Genomic DNA, 4187 nt, shown 5'->3' with positions numbered 1-4187 from the left:
CGGCTGCGGCAGGTCCTCAAGGATGCGGCGCCGCCTCTGCTGCTGGCCGATGCGGCCGGCCGCGCCGCACTCGGCAGCGATGCGCTACTCGATCTGACGGTGGTCGACCTGGAGACGGCGACCCCGGCGTGGGCGCAGCTGCCGGCCGCGAACCCGGACCCGCGCGCCCTCGGTCTGACCTCACGCCATCTCGCCTATGTGATCTACACCTCGGGATCCACCGGAACGCCCAAGGGCGTCATGGTCGAGCATCGGGGATTGGTCAATCTTATAGCATGGCATGTGCAAACGTTTTGTCCGCAACCCGAAACCTGCTGTGCGCTCACGGCTGGAGTAGCATTCGATGCCAGCACTTGGGAGCTATGGTCTGCGTTATGTAACCGCAGCACATTGCTGCTCCCGCCCAGAGCGCCGGCAGGAGATTCTCTCCTTTTGCTGCAATGGTGGCGTGATCAATCGCTGGACTCCGCCTTTTTGATCACGCCGCTCGCCACGATCGCGTTAGAAGATAAGCTGGTAAATCCCACATTGGAGTACTTGCTTGTTGGCGGGGATCGTCTCCAGCGTGTGCCTGCGCCTCTACCAGCGGCTCTCAAGCTAATAAACAACTACGGCCCTACTGAAGTGACGGTCGTGGCGACCTCGGGACGGCTTTTCGTCGACATTGTGCCGCATATCGGCCGTCCGATTGCGAACACGCGGATCTATCTGCTGGATGGTGATGGCGCGCCTGTTCCGTTTGGGGCGGTGGGGGAGCTTTACATTGGCGGCGCGGGGGTGGCGCGTGGCTATCTGAACCGTCCCGAGCTGACCGCGGCGCGGTTTTTGGCCGATCCGTTCAGCACTGAGCCGGGGGCGCGGATGTACCGCACCGGCGACCTTGCGCGCTATCTGCCGGACGGCAATCTGGCGTTTCTGGGCCGCAACGACGACCAGGTGAAGATCCGCGGCTTCCGGATCGAGCCCGGCGAGATCGCCGCACGGCTTTGCGAGCACGCGTTCGTGCGCGATGCGGTGGTGGTGGCGCAACAGGATCGCACCGGCGAGACGCGTCTTGTCGCCTATGTGGTGTGTGCGCCCGAGGCGGCATCGGAGGAGCTGGATGGAGCCGAGCTTGCCGGCGCCTTGCGCGCGCATGTGAGTGCGCGGCTGCCGGACTACATGGTGCCGTCGGCGTTCGTGCGGCTGGCGGCGCTGCCGCTGACGGCAAACGGCAAGCTCGACCGCAAGGCGCTGCCGATGCCTGAGGATGAGGCCTATGCGCGCCGCGCCTATGAGCCGCCGCAGGGCGAGATCGAGACCGCGCTGGCAGAGATCTGGGCGGAGCTTCTCGGGGTCGAGCGGGTCGGACGCCGCGACCACTTCTTCGAACTCGGCGGCCACTCGCTCCTGGCGGTGCAGCTCTTGAGCCGGCTGTCGCGGGCTGTTGGTGTCGAACTGCCGCTGACGAGGCTGTTTGCCAAACCGGTGCTGGCCGATCTGGCGGAAAGCGTGGTCGAGATGAGCCCCCGCGGTCCGCAAGACCTCCCGGCCATTGTGGCCGTGTCGCGTGATGCGCCGCTCGTGTTGTCGTTTGCGCAGCAGCGGCTGTGGTTTTTGGCGCAGCTGGATCAGGGCAGCACGAGCTATCACATGCCGCTGGCGCGGCGGCTGCAAGGTGCGCTCGACCGCAGCGTCTGGCAGCGCAGCCTTGACCGGTTGCTGGCACGGCATGAGGCGCTGCGCAGTGTCTTTGTCGCCTCAGAGGGTGAGCCTCGGGTCGAGGTTCTGCCGAAGGATGCGGGGCTGCCCGTCACGGAGCATGATCTGCGCGCCCGGGGAGATGCGGACGCCGCGCTTTTGGAGCTGTGCCGTGAAGAGGCGCGCACGCCGTTCGATTTGGCGCGGGGGCCGCTGATCCGCGGCCGGCTGATCCGGATGTCGGACGAGGAGCACGTCTTGCTGCTGACCCAGCATCACATTGTCTCGGATGGCTGGTCGCTGGGCGTGTTGGCGCGTGAACTCAGTCAGCTGTACCGGGCGTTTGAGGCTGGACAAGACGATCCGCTGCCGCCGCTTGCGATCCAGTATCCGGACTATGCCGCCTGGCAGCGGCGGTGGCTAACAGGGGAACGGCTGCAGAGCCAGGCGCAGTATTGGCGCAACAATCTATCTGGCGCGCCGGCCCGTCTGGCCTTGCCGACGGACCGGCCGCGGCCGGCAGAGCAGTCGTTTGCCGGGGCCATGGTGCCTGTCGTGATCGATGCGGATCTGACGCGGGGCTTGAGGCGGCTGAGCCAGCGGCATGGCACGACCTTGTTCATGACGGTGCTGGCGGCGTGGGCGGCGGTGCTGTCGCGTCTGTCGGGGCAGGACGACATAGTGATCGGGGTGCCGAGCGCCAATCGCGGTCGGCGCGAGGTCGAAGAGCTGATCGGCTGCTTCGTCAACACCCTGGCGCTTCGGCTTGACCTGTCGGGGGAGCCGAGCGTGTCGGAGCTGTTAGCGCGGACGCGGCGCACGGCCTTGGGAGCGCAGGAGCATCAGGACCTGCCATTTGAGCAGGTGGTGGAGATCGTGCAGCCGCCACGGCGTCTTGATCACACGCCGTTGTTCCAGGTGATGCTGGCCTGGCAGAACAACGCCGCCCCGGCCTTCGACCTTCCTGGGCGGCGTGTGGAGGGGGCGGCAGACGGCTTCGATCAGGTCAAGTTCGATCTGGAGCTGAACCTTTGCGAGCATGGCGAGGTCATCGCGGGAACGCTGGGCTATGCTACGGGGCTGTTCGATCAGACGACAATCGAGCGGCAACGAGGCTATCTGCTGGCGCTGCTGCAGGCGATGGTTGCCGATGCGCGGCAAGAGGTCGGGCGCATCGAGCTGCTGCCGGCCGACGAGCGGGCGTATCTGGTGGAGGAGCTGAACCGGACGGAGGCGGAGTATCCTGAGCAGCAGTGCATCCATGAGCTGTTCGAGGCGCAGGTGCGCAAAGCGCCGGATGCGGTGGCGGTGGTCGATGCGGAGGAACGCGTAAGCTATGGCGAGCTCAATGCGCGGGCGAACCGGCTGGCGCACCACCTGATCGCGCTCGGGGTCAGGCCGGACCAGCCGGTGGCGATCTGCCTTGAGCGCAGCATCGCGATGGTGGTCGGGCTGCTGGCGATCCTCAAGGCGGGCGGGGCGTATCTGCCGCTGGATCCGGCCTATCCGTCGGCGCGGCTGCGGCAGGTCCTCAAGGATGCGGCCCCACACCTGTTGCTGGCCGATGTGGCCGGCCGCGCCGCACTCGGCAGCGATGCGCTACTCGATCTGACGGTGGTCGACCTGGAGACGGCGACCCCGGCGTGGGCGCAGCTGCCGGCCGCGAACCCGGACCCGCGCGCCCTCGGTCTGACCTCGCGCCATCTCGCCTATGTGATCTACACCTCAGGATCCACCGGAACGCCCAAGGGGGCACAGAATGAGCATCGGGCCATCATCAATCGGCTGATCTGGATGCAAAGAGCCTATGGTCTCAAGGCAACTGATGTCGTGTTGCAGAAGACGCCATTTGGCTTCGATGTCTCGGTCTGGGAGTTCTTCTGGACGCTGCTTGAAGGTGCGACCTTGGTGCTGGCGCCTTCGGATGCGCACAAAGACCCCGATGCATTGGTGGACTTGATCATCAGCCAACGCATCACCACGGCACACTTCGTACCATCGATGCTGGTCAGCTTTATCGATGCGAAGGGGGTTGATCGCTGCACATCGCTGCAGCGCCTGTTGTGCAGTGGCGAGGCGCTTCCTGCCGCCAGCTTGCACAAGGTTCGGCGCGTATTGCCTTGGACTGGCCTGCATAATCTCTACGGTCCGACGGAAGCTGCGATCGACGTGACAGCGTGGAGCTGCCCGGATAATTTTGATGGCGCCGTTGTCCCGATTGGCCGTCCGATTGCGAACACGCGGATCTATCTGCTGGATGGTGATGGCGCGCCTGTTCCGTTTGGGGCGGTGGGGGAGCTTTACATTGGCGGCGCGGGGGTGGCGCGTGGCTATCTGAACCGTCCCGAGCTGACCGCGGCGCGGTTTTTGGCCGATCCGTTCAGCACTGAGCCGGGGGCGCGGATGTACCGCACCGGCGACCTTGCGCGCTATCTGCCGGACGGCAATCTGGCGTTTCTGGGCCGCAACGACGACCAGGTGAAGATCCGCGGCTTCCGGATCGAGCC

At 65.6% G+C, this 4187-nt stretch carries 1 protein-coding gene; it reads left to right on the top strand.

All coding sequences use genetic code 11. The annotated features are described in order from the left end of the window. On the top strand, nucleotides 1-4187 hold a 4187-nt coding region (locus CP49_RS23955), incomplete at both ends, for a non-ribosomal peptide synthetase (RefSeq protein WP_156438606.1).

It is taken from the genome of Bradyrhizobium valentinum, assembly GCF_001440405.1.
Lineage (GTDB): Bacteria > Pseudomonadota > Alphaproteobacteria > Rhizobiales > Xanthobacteraceae > Bradyrhizobium > Bradyrhizobium valentinum.
Note: the sequence above shows the minus strand (reverse complement) of the source record. Positions and strands in the feature narration are given on the sequence as shown.